This window comes from Kribbella qitaiheensis (assembly GCF_014217565.1).
In the GTDB taxonomy this organism is placed as follows: Bacteria; Actinomycetota; Actinomycetes; order Propionibacteriales; family Kribbellaceae; genus Kribbella; species Kribbella qitaiheensis_A.
In genome coordinates this window covers 3,470,169-3,492,845 of the sequence record NZ_CP043661.1, presented here as the reverse complement: position 1 = coordinate 3,492,845, position 22,677 = coordinate 3,470,169, and the positions used below count along the sequence as shown (strand labels likewise).

Annotated in this window: 20 protein-coding genes and 2 pseudogenes; 18 read left to right on the top strand and 4 right to left on the bottom strand. The window is 67.4% G+C overall.

The genetic code is table 11. The features are described 5' to 3' along the window. The first annotated feature begins 3 nt into the window (after positions 1-3). The 15 genes and pseudogenes from F1D05_RS16200 to F1D05_RS16135 all read left to right on the top strand — a co-directional run bounded on the left by F1D05_RS16200 (position 4) and on the right by F1D05_RS16135 (position 16,233). A complete protein-coding gene (locus F1D05_RS16200) occupies positions 4-558 on the top strand; it encodes a NuoB/complex I 20 kDa subunit family protein (RefSeq protein ID WP_185448447.1) in 555 nt (184 codons plus the stop codon). After that, positions 555-1,262: an NADH-quinone oxidoreductase subunit C gene (locus F1D05_RS16195; RefSeq protein WP_185448446.1), complete on the top strand. Its 708-nt coding sequence runs from the start codon at positions 555-557 to the stop codon at positions 1,260-1,262. The genes F1D05_RS16200 and F1D05_RS16195 overlap by 4 nt, the downstream gene beginning before the upstream one ends. Beyond that, positions 1,262-2,611, top strand: a complete 1,350-nt coding sequence (locus tag F1D05_RS16190; RefSeq protein WP_185448445.1) for an NADH-quinone oxidoreductase subunit D — start codon at positions 1,262-1,264, stop codon at positions 2,609-2,611. The genes F1D05_RS16195 and F1D05_RS16190 overlap by 1 nt, the downstream gene beginning before the upstream one ends. Further along, positions 2,612-3,445, top strand: a complete 834-nt coding sequence (nuoE, locus tag F1D05_RS16185; RefSeq protein ID WP_185448444.1) for an NADH-quinone oxidoreductase subunit NuoE — start codon at positions 2,612-2,614, stop codon at positions 3,443-3,445. It begins immediately after the preceding gene. Next, a pseudogene (gene nuoF / locus F1D05_RS16180) lies at positions 3,442-4,762 on the top strand (NADH-quinone oxidoreductase subunit NuoF). The gene nuoE and the pseudogene nuoF overlap by 4 nt, the downstream one beginning before the upstream one ends. After that, the gene (locus F1D05_RS16175) at positions 4,759-7,023 is read left to right on the top strand and encodes an NADH-quinone oxidoreductase subunit G (protein ID WP_246486744.1); all 2,265 of its coding nucleotides are present in this window, start codon (positions 4,759-4,761) and stop codon (positions 7,021-7,023) included. The pseudogene nuoF and the gene F1D05_RS16175 overlap by 4 nt, the downstream one beginning before the upstream one ends. Further along, positions 6,986-7,198 carry a molybdopterin dinucleotide binding domain-containing protein gene (locus F1D05_RS40315; protein WP_246486743.1) on the top strand — a complete coding sequence of 71 codons (213 nt, stop codon included), beginning with the start codon at positions 6,986-6,988 and terminating at the stop codon, positions 7,196-7,198. Before F1D05_RS16175 ends, F1D05_RS40315 begins: the two co-directional genes overlap by 38 nt. Then, positions 7,195-8,517 carry an NADH-quinone oxidoreductase subunit NuoH gene (gene nuoH, locus F1D05_RS16170; protein WP_185448443.1) on the top strand — a complete coding sequence of 441 codons (1,323 nt, stop codon included), beginning with the start codon at positions 7,195-7,197 and terminating at the stop codon, positions 8,515-8,517. Before F1D05_RS40315 ends, nuoH begins: the two co-directional genes overlap by 4 nt. Further along, entirely contained in the window at positions 8,510-9,058 is a 549-nt protein-coding gene (gene nuoI / locus F1D05_RS16165; RefSeq protein ID WP_185448442.1) for an NADH-quinone oxidoreductase subunit NuoI, read from the top strand. The genes nuoH and nuoI overlap by 8 nt, the downstream gene beginning before the upstream one ends. Further along, a complete protein-coding gene (locus F1D05_RS16160; RefSeq protein ID WP_185448441.1) occupies positions 9,055-9,900 on the top strand; it encodes an NADH-quinone oxidoreductase subunit J in 846 nt (281 codons plus the stop codon). The genes nuoI and F1D05_RS16160 overlap by 4 nt, the downstream gene beginning before the upstream one ends. Next, positions 9,897-10,196, top strand: a complete 300-nt coding sequence (gene nuoK, locus F1D05_RS16155; protein ID WP_185448440.1) for an NADH-quinone oxidoreductase subunit NuoK — start codon at positions 9,897-9,899, stop codon at positions 10,194-10,196. Before F1D05_RS16160 ends, nuoK begins: the two co-directional genes overlap by 4 nt. Positions 10,197-10,208: 12 nt before the next feature. Further along, positions 10,209-12,092, top strand: coding sequence for an NADH-quinone oxidoreductase subunit L (gene nuoL / locus F1D05_RS16150; RefSeq protein WP_185448439.1), 1,884 nt, complete (start codon positions 10,209-10,211; stop codon positions 12,090-12,092). A 56-nt stretch (positions 12,093-12,148) separates the two neighbouring features. Next, a pseudogene (locus F1D05_RS16145) lies at positions 12,149-13,613 on the top strand (NADH-quinone oxidoreductase subunit M). Positions 13,614-13,624: 11 nt separating this feature from the next. After that, positions 13,625-15,220, top strand: coding sequence for an NADH-quinone oxidoreductase subunit NuoN (gene nuoN, locus F1D05_RS16140; protein WP_185449195.1), 1,596 nt, complete (start codon positions 13,625-13,627; stop codon positions 15,218-15,220). After that, entirely contained in the window at positions 15,217-16,233 is a 1,017-nt protein-coding gene (locus F1D05_RS16135) for a polyprenyl synthetase family protein (RefSeq protein WP_185448438.1), read from the top strand. Before nuoN ends, F1D05_RS16135 begins: the two co-directional genes overlap by 4 nt. Positions 16,234-16,286: 53 nt before the next feature. Here the strand turns inward: F1D05_RS16135 and F1D05_RS16130 are convergent, their stop codons facing one another. Beyond that, complete coding sequence (locus F1D05_RS16130) at positions 16,287-16,754, bottom strand: cupin domain-containing protein (protein ID WP_185448437.1); 468 nt, start codon at positions 16,752-16,754, stop codon at positions 16,287-16,289. Between the two features lie 115 nt (positions 16,755-16,869). After that, positions 16,870-17,352: an RrF2 family transcriptional regulator gene (locus F1D05_RS16125; protein WP_185448436.1), complete on the bottom strand. Its 483-nt coding sequence runs from the start codon at positions 17,350-17,352 to the stop codon at positions 16,870-16,872. 458 nt (positions 17,353-17,810) lie between these two features. On the opposite strand from F1D05_RS16125, the gene F1D05_RS16120 reads away from it, so the two are divergent. The 3 genes from F1D05_RS16120 to F1D05_RS16110 all read left to right on the top strand — a co-directional run bounded on the left by F1D05_RS16120 (position 17,811) and on the right by F1D05_RS16110 (position 20,774). Then, positions 17,811-18,563, top strand: a complete 753-nt coding sequence (locus tag F1D05_RS16120; protein ID WP_185448435.1) for a sugar phosphate isomerase/epimerase family protein — start codon at positions 17,811-17,813, stop codon at positions 18,561-18,563. Between the two features lie 58 nt (positions 18,564-18,621). Next, entirely contained in the window at positions 18,622-19,659 is a 1,038-nt protein-coding gene (locus F1D05_RS16115) for a TRM11 family SAM-dependent methyltransferase (protein WP_185448434.1), read from the top strand. 359 nt (positions 19,660-20,018) lie between these two features. Next, the gene (locus F1D05_RS16110) at positions 20,019-20,774 is read left to right on the top strand and encodes a D-Ala-D-Ala carboxypeptidase family metallohydrolase (protein ID WP_246486742.1); all 756 of its coding nucleotides are present in this window, start codon (positions 20,019-20,021) and stop codon (positions 20,772-20,774) included. A gap of 54 nt (positions 20,775-20,828) precedes the next feature. Here the strand turns inward: F1D05_RS16110 and F1D05_RS16105 are convergent, their stop codons facing one another. Then, positions 20,829-21,491 carry an HAD family hydrolase gene (locus tag F1D05_RS16105; RefSeq protein ID WP_185448433.1) on the bottom strand — a complete coding sequence of 221 codons (663 nt, stop codon included), beginning with the start codon at positions 21,489-21,491 and terminating at the stop codon, positions 20,829-20,831. Further along, a complete protein-coding gene (locus F1D05_RS16100; RefSeq protein WP_185448432.1) occupies positions 21,488-22,639 on the bottom strand; it encodes an alpha-hydroxy-acid oxidizing protein in 1,152 nt (383 codons plus the stop codon). The genes F1D05_RS16105 and F1D05_RS16100 overlap by 4 nt, the downstream gene beginning before the upstream one ends. Positions 22,640-22,677 lie beyond the last annotated feature (38 nt).

The window sequence follows — 22,677 nt, the reverse complement described above, 5'->3', positions numbered from 1 at the left end:
CCTATGGGTGTTGAGGAACAACTTCCGGCCGGCGTACTGCTGACGACCATCGAGGGTCTGTCGGGATACATGCGCAAGGCATCGTTGTGGCCGGCAACCTTCGGGCTGGCCTGCTGCGCGATCGAGATGATGACCACGGGCGCGCCCCGCTACGACGCGGCCCGGTTCGGCATGGAGGTCTTCCGGGCCTCGCCGCGCCAGGCCGACCTGATGATCGTGGCCGGCCGGGTGAGCCAGAAGATGGCTCCGGTGCTGCGCCAGATCTACGACCAGATGCCGAACCCGAAGTGGGTGCTGGCGATGGGCGTCTGCGCGTCGTCCGGCGGCATGTTCAACAACTACGCCATCGTGCAGGGCGTGGATCACGTCGTCCCGGTCGACATGTACCTGCCCGGCTGCCCGCCGCGGCCGGAGATGCTGCTGGACGCGTTCCTGAAGCTGCACGACGACATCCAGCACGGCAAGCTCGGCGCGAACAAGAAGGCGCTGCAGGCCGACGAAGAGGCCGCCGCGCTGACTGCTGCCCCGACGCTTGAGATGAAGGGGCTGCTCCGGTGAGCGATACCCAACCCGAGAACCTTCCGGCGACCACGGCCGGTGGCGACGCTCAGACGCCGGCGGCCGAGGTGGTCGACCAGCGCGAGGGCATGTTCGGTGTCCGCGGTACCGGTGACACCTCCGGCTTCGGCCGGCTGCAGCGCCAGGTCGCGCTGCCGGGCGGATCGGCCAAGCCGTACGGCGGCTGGTTCGACGGCGCCACCGAGCGGCTCGAGAGCCTGGTCGGCGACGCCGCGATCGAGAAGGTCGTCGTCGACCGCACCGAACTGACTCTGCACATCGCCCGCGAGCAGCTGGTCGAGGTCGCGCAGCACCTGCGCGACGACGAGGCGCTGCGGTTCGAGTTCTGCTCCGGCGTCAGCGGCGTGCACTACCCGAACGAGACCGGCCGCGAACTGCACGCGGTCTACCACCTGTTCTCGATCACCCACAACCGGCGGATCCGGCTGGAGGTGTCGGTGTCCGAGGCGGATCCGCACATCCCGTCGGTGGTCTCGGTCTACCCGGCCAACGACTGGCACGAGCGGGAGACCTGGGACTTCTTCGGCATCATCTTCGACGGGCACCCGGCACTGACCCGGATCCAGATGCCCGACGACTGGCCGGGGCACCCGCAGCGCAAGGACTACCCGCTCGGCGGCATCGACGTCGAGTACAAGGGCGCCGTCATCCCGCCGCCCGACACGCGGAGGTCTTACAACTGATGACTGAAACACAGGACCCGTACGCTCCGTTGGCTTCAACCCGCGACACCACCGAGGGCAAGGTCTTCACCGTCACCGGTCAGGACTGGGACTCGGTCGTGGCCGGCCTGGGCGACGAGCCCGAAGAGCGCATCGTCGTCAACATGGGCCCGCAGCACCCGTCGACGCACGGCGTGCTCCGGCTCATTCTCGAGATCGAGGGCGAGACGGTGACCGAGGCCCGCTGCGGCATCGGCTACCTGCACACCGGTATCGAGAAGAACATGGAGTTCCGCTCCTGGACCCAGGGCGTCACCTTCGTCACCCGGATGGACTACCTGTCGCCGTTCTACAACGAGACGGCGTACTGCCTGGCGATCGAGCGGCTGCTCGGCATCGAGGACCAGATCCCGGAGAAGGCGAACGTGATGCGGGTGCTCCTGATGGAGCTGAACCGCATCAGCAGCCACCTGGTCTGCATCGCCACCGGTGGGATGGAGATCGGCGCGCTGACCGTGATGACGATCGGCTTCCGGGAGCGGGAGATGACGCTCGACCTGTTCGAGCTGATCACCGGGCTGCGGATGAACCACGCGTTCGTCCGGCCGGGCGGCGTCGCCCAGGATCTGCCGGCCGGTGCGCTGGACAAGATCCGGGAGTACATCACCTGGATGAACAAGCACCTGCCCGAGTACGCCGAACTCTGCAACGCGAACCCGATCTTCAAGGCCCGCCTGCAGGACGTCGGTTACCTCGACCTGGCCGGCTGCATGGCACTCGGTATCTCCGGCCCGCCGCTGCGCGCGACCGGGTACGGCCTGGACCTGCGCAAGACGCAGCCGTACTGCGGTTACGAGACCTACGACTTCGACGTACCGACCTGGGACACCGCCGACTCGTACGGCCGGTTCCGGATCCGGCTGCAGGAGATGCACGAGTCCCTGAAGATCGTCGAGCAGTGCGCCGACCGCCTCGCCAAGATGGAGGGCGAGCCGGTGATGGTGGCCGACAAGAAGATCGGCTGGCCGAGCCAGCTGGCCGTCGGGAACGACGGGATGGGCAACTCCCTCGACCACATCAAGCACATCATGGGCGAGTCGATGGAAGCGCTGATCCATCACTTCAAGCTGGTCACCGAGGGCTTCCGGGTGCCGGCCGGTCAGGCCTACGTGGCGATCGAGTCGCCGCGTGGCGAGCTCGGCTGCCACCTGGTCTCCGACGGCGGCACCAAGCCGTACCGGGCGCACTTCCGTGACCCGTCCTTCTGCAACCTGCAGGCGATGCCGATCCTGTGTGAGGGTTCACAGGTCGCCGACGTGATCGTCGCCGTCGCCAGCCTTGACCCGGTGATGGGTGGAGTGGACCGCTAAATGGCCGAGAACCACACGACTGCGACGAACAAGACCGTGCCGTACAGCACGGGCGACTCGAAGATCACCGAGACCACGATCGCCGAGATGCGCGAGCTGGCCGCCCGCTACCCGGTCGGCCGTTCGGCCCTGCTGCCGATGCTGCACCTGGTGCAGTCGGTCGAGGGCCGGGTCACCCCGGAAGGCATCGAGGCCTGCGCCGACGTGCTCGGGCTGACCGGCGCCGAGGTGTCGGCGGTGGCGACCTTCTACACGATGTACAAGCGCCGCCCGGTCGGCGACTACCACGTCGGGGTCTGCACCAACACGCTCTGCGCGGTGATGGGCGGCGACCTGATCTTCGAGCGGCTCAAGGGCCACCTCGAGGTCGGCAACGACGAGACCACCGAGGACGGCAAGATCACCCTCGAGCACCTCGAGTGCAACGCCGCCTGCGACTACGCGCCGGTGATGATGGTGAACTGGGAGTTCTTCGACGACATGACGCCGGAGTCGGCCACCCAGCTGGTGGACGACCTGCGCGACGGCACCGAGGTGAAGTCGCCGCGCGGTGCGACGATCTGCACCTGGAAGGAAGCCGAGCGGGTGCTGGCGGGCTTCCCCGACGGCCGCGCCGACGAGGGCCCGACCGGTGGCAAGGCCACCCTGGCCGGGCTGCGGCTGGCCCGCGAACGCAACTGGACGGCGCCGGACTCGAACCACAGCGACGGTACGCCGGAGCTGCGGGAGACCGTGTCGCCGGAGGCCGCGGCCGGTCCGCGTCCGAGCGACCAGCCGGGCAAGGAATCAGGCACCGGATCCCCGGCGACTCCCGACTCGCGGAAAGAGGACTGATCACCGTGCTGACCCCGGTACTGTCCGACAACTGGGACCAGATCCGCTCCTGGACGCTGGCGTCGTACCAGCGCTCCGGCGGCTACGACGCGCTGAAGACCGCGCTGCGGATGCAGCCGGGCCGACGTCGTCACCGCGGTGAAGGACTCCGGTCTGCGCGGCCGTGGCGGCGCGGGCTTCCCGACCGGGATGAAGTGGTCCTTCATCCCGGCTAAAGACGCAGCCAACCCGAAACCTCATTATCTCGTCGTGAACGCGGACGAGTCCGAGCCGGGGACCTGCAAGGACATCCCGCTCATGCTGGCCTCGCCGCACACCCTGGTCGAAGGCGTCATCATCGCGTCGTTCGCGATCCGGGCGTCGACGGCCTTCATCTATGTCCGCGGTGAGGTCCTGCACGTCGTCCGCCGGTTGCAGCAGGCGGTCGAGGAAGCCAAGGCCGCCGGGTTCATCGGTACCGACATCCTCGGCACCGGCTACGACCTCGACGTGATCGTGCACGCCGGCGCCGGCGCGTACATCTGCGGCGAGGAGACGGCACTGCTCGACTCGCTCGAAGGTCGTCGCGGTCAACCGCGGCTGCGTCCTCCGTTCCCGGCGGTGGCGGGCCTCTACGGCTGCCCCACTGTCATCAACAACGTCGAGTCGATCGCATCCGTTCCCGCGATCATCAAGAACGGCCCGGACTGGTTCGCCTCCATGGGCACCGAGAAGTCCAAGGGCATGACGCTGTACTCGCTGTCCGGACACGTCACCCGGCCCGGCCAGTACGAGGCGCCGCTGGGCATCACGCTGCGCGAGCTGCTGGACCTGGCCGGCGGGGTCCGTGAGGGCCACACGCTGAAGTTTTGGACTCCTGGCGGTTCGTCCACGCCGCTGCTGACGAGCGAGCACCTCGACGTACCGCTGGACTACGAGGGCGTCGGTGCGGCCGGCTCGATGCTGGGCACCAAGGCGCTGCAGATCTTCGACGAGACCACCTGTGTGGTCCGGTCGGTGCTGCGCTGGACCGAGTTCTACAAGCACGAGTCCTGCGGCAAGTGCACGCCTTGCCGCGAAGGCACTTGGTGGCTGGTCCAGATCCTGGAGCGGCTGGAAGCCGGCAAGGGCAGCGAGGAAGACCTCGACACCCTGCTGGACCTGAGCGACAACATCACCGGCCGGTCGTTCTGCGCCCTGGCCGACGGTGCGACCGCGCCGATCACCAGCTCGATCCAGCATTTCAAGGACGAGTACCTGGCCCACTTCGAGAACGGCGCCTGCCCGTTCGACCCGATGGCGTCCACTCTCTTCGCGACCGCTGGAGCAAGCGCATGACCGTCCAAGCGAACCCGCCCGCAGATAGTGCAGTCGAGAAGGTCGCGGTAACCGACACCGTCACGGTCACCATCGACGACATCGAGGTGAAGGTTCCGAAGAACACCCTGCTGATCCGGGCGGCCGAGCAGATCGGGATCCAGATCCCGCGGTTCTGCGACCACCCGCTGCTCGACCCGGTCGGCGCCTGCCGGCAGTGCCTGGTCGAGATCCCCGACGCCGGTAACGGCCGGGGGATGCCGAAGCCGCAGGCCTCCTGCACGATCACCGTCGCCGACGGCATGGTGGTCCGGACCCAGGTGACGTCGCCGGTCGCGGACAAGGCCCAGCACGGGATCATGGAATTCCTGCTGATCAACCACCCGCTGGACTGCCCGGTCTGCGACAAGGGTGGCGAGTGCCCGCTGCAGAACCAGGCGATGACCAACGGCGCCGGCGAGAGCCGTTTCGACGCGGTGAAGCGGACCTTCCCGAAGCCGATCAACATCTCGGCCGAGGTGCTGCTGGACCGCGAGCGCTGCGTGCTCTGCGCCCGCTGCACCCGGTTCTCCGAGCAGATCGCCGGTGACCCGTTCATCGCGCTGATCGAGCGCGGCGCGCTGCAGCAGGTCGGCATCTACGAGAAGGAGCCGTTCGAGAGCTACTTCTCCGGCAACGCGATCCAGATCTGCCCGGTCGGCGCGCTCACCAGCGCGGCGTACCGGTTCCGCTCGCGGCCGTTCGACCTGGTCTCGGTCCCGTCGGTCGCCGAGCACGACGCGTCCGGCTCGGCGATCCGGGTCGACTACCGGCGCGGCAAGGTGATGCGCCGGCTCGCCGGTGACGACGCCGAGGTCAACGAGGAGTGGATCTCCGACCGGGACCGGTTCGCGTTCAACTACGCGACCACCGGTGACCGGCTGACCCACCCGCTGATCCGCGAGGACGGTGAACTCCGGCCGGCCTCGTGGCCCGAGGCGCTCACCTTCGCGGCGGAGAAGCTGACGGCCGCGCGTGGCAACGCCGCGGTACTGACCGGTGGTCGGCTGACCCTAGAGGACGCCTACGCGTACTCGAAGTTCGCGCGGGTCGCGCTGGGGACGAACGACATCGACTTCCGGGCCCGGCCGCACTCCGACGAGGAGGCCGACTTCCTGGCCGCCGCGGTGGCAGGCGCCGGACTCGGTACGACGTTCGCCGACCTCGAGCGGGCCGGATCCGTGCTGCTGGCCGGGTTCGAGCCGGAAGAGGAATCGCCGGCCGTGTTCCTGCGGCTGCGCAAGGGCGTCCGCAACACCGGCACCAAGGTCTTCGCTCTCGCGTCGTTCGCGTCGCGCGGTGTCGAGAAGCTCGAGGGTGTCGTCGTCCAGGCCTCGCCGGGCACCGAGGCCGCAGTACTGGGCGACCTCGGCAACACAGGCGAGGCCGGAGCCGCGGCGCGGGCCGCACTCGGCGCCGACTCGGTCATCATCGTGGGTGAGCGCCTGGCGACCGTCCAGGGTGCGTACTCCGCGGCACTGCGACTCGCACTGGACACGGGCGCTCACCTGGTCTGGATCCCGCGTCGCGCGGGTGACCGTGGTGCGCTCGAGGCCGGTTGCCTCCCGGGTCTGCTGCCGGGCGGTCGCCTGGTCGCGGACGCGGCGGCGCGGGTCGACCTGCAAGCCGCTTGGGGCGTCGAGAACCTGCCGAGCACGGGCGGCCGGGACACGAGCGAGATTCTCGCCGCGGCTGGATCGCTGCGGGCGCTGGTGGTTGCCGGCGTCGAGATCGACGACCTGCCGGACCCGGCGGCGGCCCTGGCCGCACTCGAGGCCGCGCCGTTCGTAGTCAGCTTCGAGGTTCGCAGTTCGCAGGTCACCGAGCACGCCGACGTGATCTTCCCGGTCGTACCGCCGGCCGAGAAGGACGGCACCTTCGTGAACTGGGAGGGCCGCGAGCGGCCCTTCCCGGTCGTGCTGAAGGTTCCGGCCGCGATGCCGGACGTCCGCGCGCTGGCCGCACTGGCCCAGGAGATGAACGCCACGCTCGGGTTCAGCACTCCGGCCGGTGCGAAGAAGGAGCTCGACGAGCTCGGCCGGTGGGACGGCGATCGCGCGAGCGAGCCGACGTACCAGGCCCGGACCCGCGCTCGGCGCGTTCGACTCGACCCGGCTCGCCACCTGGCGGATGCTGATCGACGACAGCCGCAGCAACGACGGCGAGCCGCACCTGGTCGCCACCGCGCGCAAGCCGGTGGCCCGGGTGTCACTGACCACGGCCCACCGGGTCGGCGTCGCTGACGGCGACGAACTGGTCGTCAGCACCGATGCCGGCTCGATCCGGCTGCCGGTCCTGATCACCGCGATGGCCGACAACGTGGTCTGGCTGCCGACGAACTCGGCCGACAGTCACGTCCGCCGGTCGCTGCACGCAGACCATGGCTCGATCGTGACGATCGCCGGAGGGAACTCATGACCGTCGCACTCGCGGTGCCTGACGCCGGAGTGGGCCACGACCCCTGGTGGGTGGTCGGCCTCAAGGTGCTGCTGATCTTCGTCTTCCTGATCGTGCTGACGCTGTTCAACATCTGGTGGGAACGCCGCGTGGTGGCCCGGATGCAGCACCGGATCGGCCCGAACGTGCACGGCCCGTTCGGTCTGCTCCAGTCGCTCGCCGACGGCATGAAGCTGATGTTCAAGGAAGATCTGATGCCGAAGGGCGTGGACCGGTTCGTCTACGTCGCGGCACCGGTGATCGTGTCGATCCCGGCCTTCCTCACCTTCGCGGTGATCCCGTTCGGCCCGACGGTGAAGATCCCGTTCACCGACACCTACACCCGGCTGCAGCTCACCGACCTGCCGGTCTCGGTGCTGTACGTGATGGCGATCGCCTCGATCGGCATCTACGGCATCGTGCTCGGCGGCTGGTCGTCCAACTCGACGTACTCGCTGCTCGGTGGTCTGCGCTCCAGCGCCCAGATGATCTCCTACGAGGTCGCGATGGGCCTGGCGCTGGTGACGGTGTTCCTGTTCGCCGGCTCGATGTCCACCTCGGAGATCGTCGCGGCGCAGGGCTCGCACCAGTCGCTGCACCTGTTCGGCGCCGATATCCCGGTGCCGGGCTGGTACGCGTTCCTGCTCTTCCCGTCCTTCGTGATCTACGTGATCTCGATGATCGGCGAGACGAACCGGGCGCCGTTCGACCTGCCGGAGGCCGAGGGCGAGCTGGTGGCCGGCTTCCTGACCGAGTACTCGTCGATGAAGTACGCGATGTTCTTCCTGGCCGAGTACATCAACATGGCGACCGTGTCGGCGCTCGCGACCACCCTGTTCCTGGGCGGCTGGCGGGCTCCGTGGCCGATCTCGATCTGGGACGGCGCGAACTCCGGCTACTGGCCGGTGCTGTGGTTCGTCGGCAAGATGATGTGCTTCATCTTCTTCTACATCTGGTTGCGCGGAACGCTGCCGCGACTGCGCTACGACCAGTTCATGAAGCTCGGCTGGAAGGTCCTGATCCCGGTCTCGCTGGGCTGGATCCTGCTGGTCGCGACCGTCCGTGCGATCGGCCGCGAGTCCAGCGGCGCCAACCAGCGCAGCTACCTGCTGGTGGCCGCCGGGGTCGTGCTGCTGTTCGCGATCATCTCGACGTTCCTGCCGCAAAAGAAGACCGAGAAGGCCGAGCCGGTCAGCGAGGGCGAGTTCGACGCCTTCGCCGGCGGCTTCCCGGTCCCACCACCTCTCGTCGAAACGAAGAGCGAGACTGATATCCGTAGCAAGGAAGGCAGCCGTGGCTAGCGTCAAAGAGTCCCTCTGGGACCCCGTAGCCGGGTTCGGTGTCACCTTCCGGACGATGTTCCGCAAGGTGTTCACCGAGCAGTACCCGTTCGACAAGAAGCCGACCGCGCCGCGGTTCCACGGCAGGCACCAGCTGAACCGCTGGCCCGACGGGCTGGAGAAGTGCATCGGCTGCGAGCTGTGCGCGTGGGCCTGCCCGGCGGACGCCATCTACGTCGAGGGCGCTGACAACGAAGAGGGCGGCCGGATGTCACCCGGCGAGCGGTACGGCCGGGTGTACCAGATCAACTACCTGCGCTGCATCCTCTGCGGACTCTGCATCGAGGCCTGCCCGACCCGGGCGCTGACGATGACGAACGAGTACGAGCTGGCAGACCGCAGCCGCGAGTCCCTCATCTACGAGAAGAAGGACCTGCTGGCGCCGCTCCTGCCGGGCATGGAGGAGCCGCCGCACGCGATGCAGCTCGGCACCACCGACAAGGACTACTACCGCGGGATGGTCGGCGCCGCGGTGCCGACCGAGGGTGGTGGCGACAAGTGATCGGTCTCGTCACCGGCGGCCAGGTCGCCTTCTGGATGCTCGCACCGATCATGGTGCTGGCCGCGATCGCGATGATCCTGGTCCGCAAGGCGGTGCACTCGGCGTTGCTGCTGGCAACGGTGATGATCTGCCTGGCGGTCCAGTACGCCGCGCAGGACGCGCCGTTCCTGTTCGCCGTCCAGATCATCGTCTACACCGGCGCGATCCTGATGCTGTTCCTGTTCGTGCTGATGCTGGTCGGCGTCGACGCCTCCGACTCGCTGGTCGAGACCATCAAGGGTCAGCGGCTGTGGGCCGGCATCGGCTTCATCGGCATCGCGGTACTGCTGATCTTCGCGACCGGCAGCTCGGTCTACGGCGACCCGGTCGGGCTGAACAACGCGCAGCCGGACGGTAACCCGAAGGGGATCGCCCAGCTGCTGTTCGGCAAGTACGTGTTCGCCTTCGAGATCACCTCGGCGCTGCTGATCACGGCGGCGCTCGGCGCGATGATGCTGGCGCACCGCGAGCGGCTGACCAAGAAGCTGACCCAGCGCGACCACGCGGAGGAGCGGATCCGGAAGTACGCCGAGCTCGGCGTACACCCCGGCCCGCTGCCGACCCCCGGCGTACTGGCCCGGCACAACGCCGTCGACACCCCGGCGCTGCTGCCGGACGGATCGATCGCGCCGACCTCGGTTTCGCGGGTGCTGCAGGCACGTGGCACGGTGTTCCCCGAGACGGAGGAGCGCGACGAGGTCGCCACGGTCCGCCGGATCAGCGAAGGAGACCCCGGCGACACGGTCCCGCCCGAACCCACGGGCACGGATCTGACCGGATTCGGCGAAGGAGACAAGCTGTGAGTACTGAGCCTTACATCGTCTTGTCGGCGATGTTGTTCAGCATCGGAGCGCTTGGCGTCCTCGTGCGCCGCAATGCCATCGTCGTCTTCATGTGTGTCGAGCTGATGCTGAACGCGACCAACCTCGCGTTCGTCAGCTTCGCCCGCCAGCACGGCAACCTCGACGGTCAGATCGCCGCCTTCTTCGTGATGGTGGTGGCCGCGGCCGAGGTGGTCATCGGACTGGCGATCATCATGGCGATCTTCCGCACCCGTCGCTCGGCCTCGGTCGACGACGCCAACCTGCTCAAGTACTGAGGTCTGAAACCGATGAGTCATGAGCTGACCGTGACACTGACCTGGTTGCTGGTCGCGATCCCGGCCTTATCTTCTGCGGTCCTGCTGCTCGGTGGTAAAGCCACCGACAAGTGGGGTCACCTGCTGGGCACCGCGGCGTCGCTGGCCTCATTCGTCTGCGGAGTCGTGCTGTTCTTCCAGATGCAGGGCAAGTCCGGCGAGGAGCGGTCGGCGACGATCCGGCTGTTCGAGTGGTTCTCGGTCGGCAGCATCAAGGTGGATGTGACCCTGCTGGTCGACCAGCTGTCCATCCTCTTCGTGCTGCTGATCACCGGTGTCGGATCGCTGATCCACATCTACTCGATCGGCTACATGTCGCACGACCCGCGGCGGCGCCGTTTCTTCGGGTACCTGAACCTGTTCATCGCCTCGATGCTGCTGCTGGTGCTGGCGGCCGACTACCTGCTGGTCTTCGTCGGCTGGGAAGGCGTCGGCCTGGCGTCGTACCTGCTGATCGGGTTCTGGCAGCACAAGCACTCGGCCGCGACCGCCGCGAAGAAGGCGTTCGTGGTGAACCGGGTCGGTGACATCGGCCTCTCGCTCGCGGTGATGAGCATGTGGGCGCTGTTCGGCTCCTCGGCCTTCACCACGGTGAACGCCGGCGCCGAAGGGATGTCGAAGACCTGGGCGACGCTGGTCGGCCTGATGCTGCTGCTGGCGGCCTGCGGCAAGTCCGCGCAGGTGCCGCTGCAGTCCTGGCTGCTGGACGCGATGGAGGGCCCGACCCCGGTCTCGGCCCTGATCCACGCGGCGACGATGGTCACTGCCGGTGTCTACCTGGTGGTCCGCTCGCACGCGATCTACGCGGTCACCGAGTCGGCCTCCACCGCGGTGGTGATCGTCGGAACGGTCACCGCGCTCGCCGGTGCGATCATCGGTTGCGCCAAGGACGACATCAAGAAGGCGCTGGCCGGTTCGACGATGAGCCAGATCGGCTACATGATGCTCGCCGCCGGCCTCGGCCCGGTCGGGTACGTGTTCGCGATCTTCCACCTGCTCACCCACGGCTTCTTCAAGGCCAACATGTTCCTCGGCGCCGGCTCGGTGATGCACGGCATGAACGACGACGTGAACATGCGCCACTACGGCGGCCTGGCGAAGTACATGAAGGTCACCTTCGTCACCTTCGCCTTCGGCTACCTGGCGATCCTCGGCATCCCGCCGTTCGCCGGCTTCTTCAGCAAGGACAAGATCATCGAGGCCGCGTTCGCGGACAACATCGTGATCGGTCTCTGCGCACTGCTCGGCGCCGGTATCACCGCGTTCTACATGACCCGGGTGATGCTGATGACCTTCTTCGGCGAGAAGCGCTGGGAGAAGGACGTGCACCCGCACGAGTCGCCGGCCGTGATGACGGTCCCGCTGATGATCCTGGCGGCCCTGTCGCTCGGCGGCGGTGCGCTGTACTTCGCCGGCCACTGGATCGTCGACTGGCTCGAGCCGGTCGTCGGTCACGAGGAGGAGCACGCACCGGTCAGCGCACTGGTGATGACGCTGATCACCCTCGCGGTCGTTGCCGTCGGCATCGTCATCGCGGTACTGCGGTACCGCCGCGACATCCCGCGCGAGGCGCCCGTCCGGGTCTCGCCGGTCACCACCTTCGCCCGCCGTGATCTCTTCGGCGACGCGCTGAACGAGGCTGTCCTGATGCGTCCGGGCCAGTACCTCACCCGGACGCTGGTCTGGCTCGACAACCGCGGGGTGGACGGCCTGGTCAACGGGCTGGCCGCGCTCTTCGGTGGGCTGTCCGGCCGGCTGCGCCGGTTCCAGACGGGCTTCGTCCGTTCCTACGCACTCAGCATGGTCTTCGGCGCCGCATTCGTGGTCGTCGCCCTCCTCGCGGTGAGGTTGTCGTGAACATCGGTTGGCTGACCCTGACACTGCTCCTGCCGTTCGTAGGAGCCCTGGCGACGATGGCGGTGCCGAAGTCGAAGGCGCTGCTGGCCAAGCAGGTCGCGCTCGGCTTCGCGCTGGTCACGCTGGCGCTGACGATCGTGATCGCGATCGGCTACCACCGCAACGGCCCGGCCGACTACGCCGAGGACGTCACCTGGATCAAGGCGTTCGGCGCGCACTACGCGCTCGGTCTGGACGGCGTCGGGATCGTGCTGGTGGTGCTCACCGCACTGCTCACCCCGATCGTGCTGATCGCCTCCTGGAACGACGCGAAGACCGGTCGCTGGAGCGAGAAGTCGTTCTTCGCCTGGATCCTGGGCCTGGAGATGCTGTCGATCGGCGTGTTCGCGGCGACCGACGTGTTCCTCTTCTACGTGCTGTTCGAGGCCACGCTGATCCCGATGTACTTCCTGATCGGTGGCTTCGGCGGCGCGCAGCGCTCGTACGCCGCGGTGAAGTTCCTGCTCTACTCGCTGCTCGGCGGACTGCTGATGCTGGCCTCCGTGGTCGGCCTCTACGTCATCTCGGCCAAGCACGGCGACCCGTCGTACCTGCTGACCGACCTGGTCAAGCTCGACATGAGTCAGAACACCGAACGCTGGCTGTTCCTCGGCTTCTTCTTCGCCTTCGCGGTGAAGGCGCCGATGGTGCCGTTCCACACCTGGCTGCCGGACGCCGCTGCCGAGGCGACGCCGGGCACGTCGGTGCTGCTGGTCGGCATCCTGGACAAGATCGGCACCTTCGGGATGATCCGGTTCTGCCTGGGCCTGTTCCCGGAGGCCTCGAAGTGGGCCACCCCGGTGGTCCTGGTGCTCGCCCTGATCAGCGTCCTGTACGGCGCGCTGGTGGCGATCGGGCAGACCGACATCAAGCGGCTGATCGCGTACACCTCGATCTCGCACTTCGGCTTCATCGTGATGGGCATCTTCGCGCTCACCTCGCAAGGGCCTGACCGGGTCGACGCTGTACATGTTCAACCACGGTCTCTCCACCGCGGCGCTGTTCCTGGTGGCCGGCTACCTGATCTCGCGGCGCGGGTCGGCCCGGATCGCGGACTACGGCGGGGTCGAGAAGGTGGCTCCGGTACTGGCCGGCACCTTCCTGTTCGCCGGTCTGTCCAGCCTGGCGCTGCCCGGTCTGTCGCCGTTCATCTCCGAGTTCATGGTGCTGGCCGGAACGTTCAGCAAGCACAAGGTGATCGCGGTGATCGCCGTTCTCGGGATCGTCTTCGCGGCGCTCTACATCCTGATCATGTACCAACGCCTGATGACCGGTCCGGTCCGTGAAGGCATCGAGAAGCTCAAGGACCTGAACGTCCGCGAGGTGCTCGCGATCGCTCCGCTGGTCGTGCTGATCATCGGCTTCGGCATCTACCCGAAGCCCGTGGTCGACATCATCAAGCCGGCGGTCGAGTCGACGATGCAGCGCGTGGGCGTCACCGACAAGGCCCCGCAGGTTCCCGTGACGGAGGGACAGAAGTGAGTGCAGTTCTCATGCCGCTGGCAGCGCAGGTGTTGCCGCTGGCGGACTTCGTCAAGCCGAAGATCGAGTACAACGAGCTGGCTCCGCTGCTCGTGGTGTTCGGCGCGGGCTGTGTCGGCGTGGTCGCGGAGGCTTTCCTGCCGCGCGCCTACCGGCACCTGGTCCAGGTCGCGCTCGCCATCGTGGCGCTGGTCGCGGCCGGTGTGCTGACCGGGATCCTGATGCACGACAAGAAGTCGCTGGTCGCCGCGCAGGGTGCCATCTCGGTGGACGGCCCGGCGCTGTTCACCTGGATCATCCTGCTCGCGCTGACGCTGATCAGCGTGCTGCTGTTCGCCGAACGCTCCATCGACGGTGGGCTGTCCGCCTTCGCCGGCCAGGCTGCCGCAGTACCGGGTAGTGAGGCCGAGCGCGAGGGCACGGCCGCCAAGGTCGAGCACACCGAGATCTTCCCGCTGACGCTGTTCGCGGTCGGCGGCATGATGCTGTTCGCCTCGGCGAACGACCTGCTGGTTCTGTTCGTCGCGCTCGAGGTCTTCTCGCTGCCGCTGTACCTGCTCTGTGGGCTGGCGCGTCGTCGCCGGCTGATCTCGCAGGAAGCCGCGATGAAGTACTTCCTGCTCGGCGCCTTCGCGTCGGCCTTCCTGCTGTACGGCATCGCCCTGATCTACGGGTACGCCGGGACGATGTCGCTGCCCGGGATCTCCGACGCGCTCGCCACCAAGACCGATGGCGACGTGATCCTGCTCGCCGGTACCGGCCTGGTCGGGGTCGGCCTGCTGTTCAAGGTCGGCGCGGTTCCGTTCCACTCCTGGACGCCGGACGTCTACCAGGGCGCTCCGACCCCCATCACCGGGTTCATGGCGGCCTGCACCAAGATCGCCGCGTTCATCGGCCTGATGCGGGTCTTCTACGTCGCACTCGGCGGCACCCGTTGGGACTGGGCGCCGATGATGTGGATCGTCGCCATTCTGACGATGGTGGTCGGTTCGATCGTCGCGATCACCCAGACCGACGTGAAGCGGATGCTGGCCTACTCCTCGATCGCGCACGCGGGCTTCCTGCTGACCGCGTTCGTCGGACTGGCGCAAAGCGGCAGCGGCGTTGCCAACGGCATCACCTCGACGCAGGCGGTGCTGTTCTACCTGGTCTGCTACGGCTTCCCGACCATCGGTGCCTTCGCGCTGGTGACGCTCGTCCGCGACGCCGGCGGCGAGGCCACCCACCTGTCCCGCTGGGCCGGACTGGGCAAGAAGTCACCGCTGCTGGCCGGCATCTTCGCCTTCTTCCTGCTCGGGTTCGCAGGCATCCCGCTGACCGCTGGGTTCACCGGCAAATGGGCCGTCTTCACGGCGGCCTGGACCGGTGGTGCTTGGCCGTTGGTCGTCGTCGCGGTGCTCTGCAGCCTGGTCGCCGCGTTCTTCTACGTCCGCGTGATCGTGCTGATGTTCTTCTCCGACCTGCCGGCCGACAGCCCGGACGTGGCCCTGCCCGGGTGGCAGACCACGACCGCCGTCGCGCTGGGTCTCGCCGCCACCGTCGTACTCGGTCTGGTTCCCGGTCCGGTGCTCGACCTGGCGTCCCGAGCGGGTGAGTTCATCCGGTGAGCCCGTCACCAGCTGAGAGCCTGGGGTTCGAGTTCGTCGATTCGGCGCTCGAAGCCCGGGTTCGTGCTGGGCTGGAGGCCGTCGAGCAAGCGCTCCGCGACTCCACCCGGTCCGAGGCTCCGTTCGTCACCGAAGCCGCCCAGCACGTGATGGCCGCCGGTGGTAAGAGGTTCCGCCCGTTGCTGGTGCTGCTGGCCGCGGAGTTCGGTCCGACGCCGGTCGCCCCCGAGGTGGTGGACTCCGCCGTCGTGGTCGAACTCACCCACGTGGCGACGCTGTACCACGACGACGTGATGGACGAGGCCGCGCTGCGCCGGGGTGCGTCCACCGCGAACGCGCGCTGGGACAACTCGGTCGCGATCCTGACCGGCGACTGGCTGTTCGCCCGGGCCTCCGACCTGGTCGCTTCGCTCGGGCCCGAAGCGGTCCGGATCCAGGCGCGGACCTTCGGCCGGCTGGTCGAGGGCCAGATCCGCGAGACCCTCGGAGTCACGGAGGGGCAGGACCCGCTCGCGCATTACCTGTCGGTGGTCGCGGACAAGACCGGCTCGCTGATCGCCACCTCGGCTCTGTTCGGAGCCCGGTTCGCCGGTGCGTCCGACGAGATCCAGGAGACGTTGCGAGCCTTCGGTGAGGAGATCGGCGCAGCCTTCCAGCTCGCCGACGACATCCTGGACGTCACCTCGGAGTCCGGCCAGTCCGGCAAGACTCCTGGTACGGACCTGCGCGAAGGCGTTCCGACGCTGCCGGTCCTCATCTTCCGCGCCCAGGCCGACCCGAACGATCCGGCCGACGCCAGGCTGCTCGAGCTCCTCGACTCCGACCTGACCGACGACGCGCGCTTGGCCGAGGCGCTCGCAATACTGCGCGAGCACTCGTCCCTCCGTCAGGCCGAGGACGACGTACGCCGTCGCGCGGACGACGCCCGCAAGCTTCTCGAGGACCTCCCCGAGGGCTCTGCCCGCGCCGCCCTCGAATCCCTCTGCGACCTGGTAGTCACCCGCTCGGTCTAGTTCTCGTAGAAAGAGCCCACCTCCAGCGCTGCTGAAGGTGGGCTTTTAGTTGCTCAGCGAGCTTGCCAGGCGGGGCTGTTGACGTAGTGGTTGTCGTAGAGGTCGCTGGCCGCCGCGAGCTCGGCTGGGTCGGTCTCGCCGCGGTAGACGCCTTCGAGTAGCCGGTAGTAGTCGAAGCGCGGTTTGGCCTGGGTCAGGACGAAGAGGACCTCGGCGTCCTCGGTGCCGGCGGCTTCGAAGGCGTGCGGGGTGTTGGGCGGCACCAGCAGGAAATCACCTTGGTCGAGCGTCAGGATGTCCTCACTGGTGAGCACCTTCAGACTGCCGCCGAGAACGAAGAACAACTCGGACGCCTCCTTGTGCAGGTGCGGGGGAGCGCCTTCCTTGCCGGGCTTGAAGATCGACCGGTGACTGGTCAGCTGACCATTGGTGGCTGGGGTGTCGGCGAGCAGCGTCACGCCGCTCGCGGCGAGCACCTCGGCATCCGTCGACCGGACCAGGACAGGCTTGGTGATGCTCATGAGTTTCTCCTTGTTTGGTGAGTGATTCAGGGGTGGCAACGGACTTGTGGGGTTATCTGGATGTTAGACGTCCAGAATTAGCTGCTGGGTGAAGCTCGAGTGTGGACGGCGGACTTCAGGACTTGAGGTTGGCGAACCAGTTCCGGGTGTTGTCCGGGGTGTCCGGGAAGGTGGTCTGCACCTGGTGGACGATGTCGGCGATGGTCTGGCCGGCCAGTTCGCGGCGGTAGTTGAGCTCGGCGGTGCGCATCGCCTGGGAGATCAGGCAGGTCTTGCGATAGTCGGCCTTCGGGTCGCCGCTGGGGCCGTCCTTGAGGATTCCGGCGCACCGGAACGCGTCCTCGGCGCCGTCGATGGCGACCACGATGTCGAGCAGACTGATCTGATCGGGCCGCCGGGCGAGCTGGAAGCCACCCTTGGGTCCCGAGGTTGATGAGAGGATCCCGGCCCGGTTCAGCGCCTGCAGTTGCTTGTTCAGGTACGCCGTGGGCAGGTTGTAAAAGGCGGCCAGCCGCTTGGCGGTAACAGTCTCACCAGGAATGAACGACAGATTCACGCAACTGTGCAGAGCCCACTCCACGCCCTCGTTCATCTTCATAACCTGGATATTAAATGTCCTGAATAACCAGAGTCAAGTGGGCAGGATCCATGCTGACACGGCGTTCCGTGTCATGACACACTGTATTAGTAGCCGATCTGAGCGCAGTCGCGCTTGGGGGCGGGTGTGTCCCCAGCCAGGCAGTGCCTGCCTCGGCGCCCGAACCTACGAGACCTGGAGCGCGAGTGCCCTCGCCTGGAGCGAGTACTGCCTGGCTGGACGTACGGCGGCACGCCCGTCAAGGCCAGTCGGAGTGCCGTCAGTGCTGGATCCGGTGGAGCGCGTAGCTGGAGGGTGGGGAGGGGCGGCGGAGGGGGCGACGTGGGAGCGCCGTAGCTGGAGGGTGGGGAGCAGTGACAGAGGAGCTGCGGGGGCGTCTGTCAGTCCGCTCGGCGGTGATGAGTGAGGGACGTTGGAGTGATGAGGTTGGATAGAGGGGTGAACACGAGGAGGCTCGCGTGGGTGTGAGGACCGGTTTGGTCTCGGTGACGTTTCGGCAGTTGGCTGTCGAAGAGGTTGTCGAGGTGGCTGACCAGGCGGGGCTGGCGGCGATCGAATGGGGTGGCGACATCCACGTCCCGCTCGGTGACCTGCAGGCTGCCCGGAAGGCGCGGGCCCTTTGCGAGGACCGCGGTCTCGCGATCGCGGCGTACGGGTCTTATCTGCGGGCCGGCAGTGTCGACCGCGAAGAGATCCGTACTGCGGTGACCACGGCGGTCGAGCTCGGTGCGCCGAGGATCCGCGTCTGGGCCGGAACGGTCGGTACGGCGGAAGCCGGCGTCGGGGACCGGATGGCGGTGACTCGCGGGCTGGCCGAGCTGGCCGACGTGGCCGCGGGGTCCGGGATCGAGATCGCGATGGAGTACCACCGCAACACGCTCACCGACGAGGTGGACTCGACCATCACCTTGCTGCTCGATGTCGGCGCGCCCAACCTCACGACGTACTGGCAACCGCCGGTCGACCTCGACGACGCCGAGTGCCTCGAGCAGCTGGAGGCGCTGATGCCCTGGCTGAGCACGGTGCACGTGTTCTCCTGGTGGCCGTCGAACAACCGGCTCCCGCTCTCGGCCCGCGAGGCACTCTGGCGCCCGGTCCTCGACCGCCTCGCCGCCGAGCCCCGCGAGATCAACGCGCTGCTCGAGTTCGTCGCCGACGACTCGGTCACCCAGCTCACCACCGACGCCGCGGACCTGCACTCCTGGGTCTGACCGACACCGGGCGATAGCATGGCGGGTCCTCAGGATTCGCCGGCAATGTGCAGGAGTCATGGCTCAGTACGCGCTACTCATTCTTCCGTCGACCAACCGGGTGTACGCCGAGTCGTCCACCGAGCTGACGATGGCCGAGCTGGCCCTGTTCGGCCAGACCGCGCTCGAGACGCCGGTGCACGACATCGCCCGGACGACGATCGGCGGCGTCCCGTACGTCACCTTCGAGGCCGACGACCTGACCGAGACCGACGCGGCCAAGCTCGCCAACCTGTCGTCGATCTACGCACTGTTCCGGTACGACGGGAAGTTGCTGGAGCCGGTCTTCCTGCAATCGCTCGACAAGCTCGACAGCGACCTGATCAGCATTCCGAAGTACCAGGGCAAGACCAACGAGCTGTTCACGAAGCTGCTGCTCAACGTCACCCTGCTCTCGTCGAACTTCGCCGGCGAGCTGCTGGAGCGCAAGTTCTCGGTGATCGACCCGCTCTGCGGCCGCGGCACCACGATGAACCAGGCGCTGATGTACGGGTTCGACGCGGCCGGGGTCGATGTCGATCGCAAGGACTTCGAGGCGTACGGCACTTTCATCCAGACCTGGTTGAAGCGCAAGCGGTTCAAGCACGACGCCGAGGTTGTCCGGGTCCGGCGTGAGGGCCGGGTGGTGGCGCATCGGCTGGAGGTGTCGCTCGGGCTCACGAAGGAAGACTGGAAGGCCGGCGACAAGCTGAACCTCAGCTACGTCAGCGCCGACACCACCAAGGCGCTCGAGTTCTACAAACCCGGCAGCTTCGACCTGGTGGTGACCGACGCGCCGTACGGCGTGCAGCACGGCTCTCGCACTACGGAGAGCGGGCTTCACCGCAGCCCGATCGACCTGCTCAAGGCGGCCGCCCCGATCTGGGCCAAGCTGCTCCGGCGAGGCGGTGCACTCGGCATCGCCTGGAATACCAATGTGGCGAAGCGTTCGGCAGCGGCCGAGATCCTGGCCGAAGCCGGCCTCGAACCGCTCGACGCCCCGCCGTACCAGGACTTCGTCCACCGCGTCGACCAGGCGATCGTCCGAGACATCCTGGTCGCCCGCCGCCCGAACTAGAGCGTGATCGGCCCGCGTACAACGGCGATGGATCGGCTGGCCGGCATGATGCGCGTCGTACTGACTGCGCGCAGGCGAGCTAGTGCCGCGACCTGAACCGTTGAGGTCGGAATCGATGGTCACCCCGCCGGGCCAGTGCGCCGCCCAGCCGCCTCAGCACCGACGTCCCGCTGTCACCGCACCGGCGATCGGCGCGATCGGGCGCGATCGCTGAGACGTGAGCAGAACCCACCGGTGGGTGGAATTGGTTGCCCGTTCGTCGAAAAGTTTCCGTCGAGCCCTGGTCAAGCGGTAGATAGTCACGCAATTCTGGCCGATAACAACCACGTTCCACCCCCTCACGCCCCGGAGGTATACCCATGCTCAGTAGGAGAAGACTTCCCAGGATCCTGGCCGTACTCGCCCTGTTCGCGGCGATGCTCGCGACCAGCATCACCACCTCGATCGTCACCGCGACCAAGGCGCACGCCGACGGTTGCTACACCTGGAGTCGCACGCTCAGTGAGGGCGCCAGTGGTGAGGACGTCCGGCAATTGCAGATCCGGGTCGCCGGCTATCCGGCGTACGGCGGTCATATCGCTGCCGACGGCGCGTTCGGCCCGGCGACCAAGGCGGCGGTGCAGCGCTTCCAGTCCGCCTACGGGCTGGGTGCGGACGGCATCGCCGGTTCCGGGACGTTCAGCAAGATCTACGCCCTGCAGGACGACGACTGCACACCGATCCACTTCACCTACGCCGAACTCGACGACGGCTGCGGCGGCAGTGGGTACGACGGTGGGCCGCTGTCCGAGGCTGCCACCAAGGCGAACGCACTGCAGACCATGTGGCAACTGGAGGCGCTCCGGCACGCGCTCGGCGACGTGGCGATCAACATCAGCAGCGGGTTCCGCAGCATTCCCTGCAACAACTCGGTCGGCGGCGCGAGCAACAGCCAGCACCTGTACGGCCGGTCCGCCGACCTGACCGGATCGCCGTCGTTCTGCACGCTGGCCAAACAAGCGCGCTACCACGGCTTCGGCGGGATCTTCGGTCCCGGCTACCCGGGCCACGACGACCACACCCACGTCGACATCCGCACCACGAACTCCTGGTCAGCCCCCAACTGCGGGATCTGACCGCGGTCCTCAGCTGAAGACGCGTAGTACGGGCTGGCCGCTCGCTAGCCCGTACTACGGAACGCGGGTGCTCCGGATCAGCTGGGTGAGGGTGACCCCCGCAGCGCGGTCCAGGTGCTCGGCGGTCAGGCCGGCGGCGCGGGCGCCCAGTACGTCGAGGTCGAGGTTGTCGCCGATCATCAAGGTCTCGGCCGGTTCCACCCCGAGCGCCTCACAGATCAGCTGATACGCCTCTACCGCGGGCTTGCTGTACCCAAGGCTCTGCGAGGTGCACACCACGTCGACGAGATCCGCCAACCCGATCTGCTCGAGCTTGGCGTTCTGTTGCACCGTACTTCCGTTGGTCAGTACGCCGATCCGCCAGCCGTTGCTACGGGCAACTTCCAGCGCCGGTCGCGCATCGTCGAACGCGGACCAGTTCCCGCGGTACAAGGTGAGGTAGGGCTCGAAGGCGTTGTCCTGCTCGTCATCGGTACCGGGCACCGGTCGATCGATGAGTGGCAGGAACTCACGGATTCTGGCCCGGCGCTGTCCTTGATGGGTGAGCTTGCCCGTCAGCCAGTCGCCGTAGACGCGTTGCTCGATCTCGAACCACTGCGCGATCAGTTCGTCGGAAGGCGTGCCACCGAGCTCCGCGACCCAGGCGTGGACCGCCTGGGTGGCCGAGGCCGTGTGGTCGAACAGCGTGTCGTCGAGATCGAACACAACCGCCTTCACGCCGGTTTCACCGAGTCGCGGTTGAGTTCGCGGTGGTTGGCGTAGCCGGAGAGGGCGAGGGTGAGGTCCAGCTCGGCCAGCAGGCACCGCAGTACGTGTTCGACTCCTGCTTGGCCGGCGAGCGCGAGGCCGTACAGGAACGGGCGGCCGAGCAGGATCGCCTTCGCACCAAGGGCAAGCGCCTTCGCGGCGTCGGAGCCGGTCCGGATCCCCGAGTCGAAGAGCACGGTGACCTGCTCGCCGACCGTGTCCGCGATCGCGGGTAGCGCGTCGAGTGCCGCGATCGCGCCGTCGACCTGGCGACCGCCATGGTTCGACACCACGATGCCGTCGACGCCGTGCTCGGCCGCAAGCTTGGCGTCGTCGACCGACGTGATCCCCTTGAGCACGATCGGGCCGTCCCAGTTGTCGCGGAGGAAGGACAGTTCGTCCCAGCCCAGCCCGACGTTCGGGAACATCTGCGCCCAGTGCATCACCGCCGCGGTGGGATCCTCCGCGATCGGCTTGGCCAGCTTCGCCTGGAACGCGGGATCGCTGAAGTAGTTGGCCAGCCCCTCGCCCTTCAGGAACGGCAGGAAGCCACGATCCAGATCAGCCGGTCGCCACCCGATCGTTCCGGTGTCGAGCGTGAGTAGCAGCACGGAGTACCCGCTGGCCTTGGCTCGTTGCAGGAAGCTGAGGCAGACGTCCTTGTCGGTCGGCCAATACAGCTGGTACCACTTGCTGTCCGCCTCGATCTGCTCGAACGAGTGGCTCGCCTGCGTCGAGTGCGTGTAGGTCAACCCGAGCGCGCTTGCGGCCCGCGCCGTCGCCAGTTCGCCCTCGGGATGAGCAAGCGTCTGTACGCCGACAGGCGCGATCACCACCGGCGCGGGCATCTTGGTGCCGAGAATGGTGCAGGACAGATCTCGCTCGGTGCTGCCGCGGAGCATGCGCGGGACCAGTCGCCACCGGTCGAAGGCGGCCAGATTTGCCCGCGCGGTCGAACCACTGCCGGCGCTCGGGACGATGTATCCCATCGCCTCGGCCGTCAGATTCGCCGCGGCCTGGGATTCCAGCCGGGACAGGTCGGTGGTGATCTCCGGCCGGGTGTTCTGGAACATCCCCTGCAGGTAGATGCTCAACTGATGATCGCCGTAGTTGGCCATTTCCGGATGTTTTCACGCGGCGCCTGTCGCAGGGAAGG